This window comes from Gammaproteobacteria bacterium, from assembly GCA_027296625.1.
Lineage (GTDB): Bacteria > Pseudomonadota > Gammaproteobacteria > JAKEHO01 > JAKEHO01 > JAKEHO01.
In genome coordinates this window covers 1-3,088 of record JAPUIX010000109.1, presented here as the reverse complement: position 1 = coordinate 3,088, position 3,088 = coordinate 1, and the positions used below count along the sequence as shown (strand labels likewise).

Here is a 3,088-nt window from a genome sequence, read left to right as displayed (position 1 = left end):
AGTCGAAAGGTCCACTCCCGATCGAACAATTCGTGCAGCGGACTGCTAATCTCCGCCAGGCTACCATTAGCCACCAGGTATAAAGCCAGCAGCAGCACAGTTGGCACAATTCCACGGCGCATCGAATGTTCCACGTCCCTGAGTCAAAGGCATCCTACAGCCGGTTGCCGACTGATAACAGCGCAGCCTTGCTTCAGGCAGCAAGCGGCCATTCACTACTTACGATCTAGGTCCGTTCAGAAAACCAGCGTTTCCGTACCCGCAACAAACACTGACGCGGTAGCCATTAACCTCGATGCCTCCCTAGCTCTACCTTCGCACTGGGCGATTCTGGCCAGACCAACGTGAAACCATATCGTGTCAGGAAACATGTTTAAGCCCCGCCGAAATGAAGCATCTGCTTGAGTCCGACCTTCAGGTCAGAAGTCAGCTCGACATTCTCTAGATAGATAGGAACGACATCCTTACCTTCGTCTGGAGGGTGTTCTCGCTCATGAACGTGATTCTTGGTACGGGTGCTCTGCTGGACGGAGAAAACATAGTCGTCCGACAAATCGAGCGCGCGGATCTCTCGGAGAACCGTCTGAGCTTAACTCGACAGCGGCACCAACTGGTCTTCCGTGGCACTTGGATTCCCCTTCATCCGCTCTATCAAGCAGTCCAACAACAACCAATCTGTAAATAAACGCAACCGCAACAATAAACAATCAGCTCGGGTCGCGGAATCCCAATCTTTGATCAACGGTGTGTCCAGACGCTCGTTACTACAGGTTGGCTTGCAGGTTGCCAGTTCTTGTGTCGATTCAGGTATACGCACCGGACTTATCAGAGCAAAGACTCCTACAGATAACTAAGAGGTAACCATGCAGTAACAATGACTCAACCTGACGTCGCGGCTGTAGACTCGTGGCACGGCGGGGTGCCGCCCCGGTCGATCACCTCAAAGAGTGGCCTCTGTCGAAGCCTTGGGCGAGATCTGGGGGAGAATGCCAGAATGGGAAGCGTATCTCGAAGCAGCTGCAGCGGCGAGTCGCGCAAACGTAAGCTGCTCGCCACTGGCTATTCGCGGGAGACGAACTAGTGTCCACGACCTCGTCTGGCATCGAGATCCCATTCAGTTTTGACATCTAAGTTGGAACGAAGATTTCTAGCACGCTCGCATGCGTAGGCTCCGGATTCAAGCGTACATCTTGCGTTGTGTCACTTCTTGCGAGACCCGATCGTGCTTCCGGTACGTATAACCGTTATCTGATCGGTTCGGGGCATGGCGGTACGTCCTATTCCTCGATGACGAGCGCATAGCTCGTGCTTCTGCCGCCGCCTTCTTCTTGTTTGAGGGCGCCGCGTTCGATCAGGTCCTTGATGTCGCGCAGGGCAGTGTCATGGGAGCTCTTCGTGAGTTTGGCCCATTTGGTCGTTGTGAGCTTGCCTTCGAAGCGGTCGAGCAGTTTGTTGAGGACCTTGGTCTGGCGTTCGTTCAGAGGCTCTTCGGCAAAGCGTTGCCAGAAGCGCGCCTTTTGGAGCACGGTGTCGACGGTCGCGTCGGCGTTTTCTATCGCCCGATGCAGGCAGGAGAGGAACCATTCCTGCCATGCCGTGATGTCGCAGCTCCCCTTCTGGGATTGTTCGAGGGTGTTGTAGTAATCGTTGCGCTCGCTACGGATCTGTTTGGACATGCTGTAATAGCGCCGTGGGCTGTCTTCGGCGCGCGCAAGGGCCATGTCGGCGATGGCGCGCGCGACACGTCCGTTGCCGTCATCGAACGGGTGGATGGTCACAAACCAGAAATGCGCAAGGCCTGCGGCAAGCAGCGGGTTCGTTTCGCCCGGGTCTTCGAACCAGTCTAGAAACTCCGCCATTTCTTCGGTCAAACGGTCTGGGGGCGGCGCCTCGAAGTGGAGCTTTTCTTTGCCGATTGCTCCTGAGACGACCTGCATCGGACCATCGCGGAACCGGCCTGTGGCGATGGTCGAGAGACCGCTCCTGCCTGTGGGGAAGAGTGATTCATGCCACTTGAATAGCCGCCTACGGGTGAGCGGGCGGTTATAGTCCGTTGTGGCGTCGGTCATCATCTCGACGATGCCGTCGACATCACGCGAAGAGGAGACCAGATTTTTAACATGCGTCATGCCGAGCTGGCGGGCGATCGAGGAGCGGACCTGATCCTGCGGCAGTTCTTCACCCTCGATCTCGCTGGATTTGACGACATCGTCAGTCATTGCATTCAGATGGGCCTCGTCCTTGAGCTCCTCAAAGCCGAGCGCTTCCATCTTGCCAAGCAAGCGACCCTGCTCGTGGGACACACGGGTGAGCAGCGGGAGCAGCTTACTCTCTTCCCAGGTAAAGCCAGGCCAGTTGTTAGTTTTCCAGATATAGGTCATCTAATCTTCGCATATTCTGCGTAGAGTATGCCTACGATTCGGCGCAAGAGTCAATAAAGTACGCATAATATGCGTACATTAGGCCGTTTTTGCGGTGTAAACTGTATCTATTTTACGCATATTATGCGTAGAATAATGGACCTATTCTACGCATCGCTTCCCTAACCCATTGTTTTTATTATATTAGTACGCTGACGTGGGAACGCGGCCAGATTGAGTGTGTCCGAACGAGCCACGGCCACCCCCCCTGGCCTGTGACGATGCTATCGCGCCACAGGACTCGATTCGATCCAAGAGTTTTGTACCACTCCATGTACCAATAGGCGCTGGCTTGCGGTGTATCGCCCGACAACGCCCAAATTAGTCCAAAAACCAAAATAAAAACATAGCGTTACGGACGATTTTGTTGTCCGACTGCATCCGGACGTGCTCGGATTTCGGGAAAAAGGCAAAATGGCGTCCCCTAGGGGAGTCGAAAATAGACGCTATCCTTTTGATTTAAAAGAATTTAGTACAAATTAGTTGAGACGATGTACCACGCTGTGTACCAATCACTAATTGGTTAGCGTGTACCAATTTCATCCTTCCTTATCTTGCCGAACCAGATCACAACATCTACTTCCACCTTGCGGTTGATGGCAGAGGGGGCGGACGGGATTTGAACCCGTGTTATGTGCCCTGTGGTGCCGCCTGGTGGCCGAGTCCAC

1 protein-coding gene is annotated in these 3,088 nt (G+C 54.1%); it reads right to left on the bottom strand.

Annotated elements, in window-relative coordinates; genetic code table 11:
* Window positions 1-1,277 precede the first annotated feature (1,277 nt).
* The gene (locus O6944_06050; GenBank protein MCZ6718696.1) at window positions 1,278-2,381 is read right to left on the bottom strand and encodes a Fic family protein; all 1,104 of its coding nucleotides are present in this window, start codon (window positions 2,379-2,381) and stop codon (window positions 1,278-1,280) included.
* Window positions 2,382-3,088 lie beyond the last annotated feature (707 nt).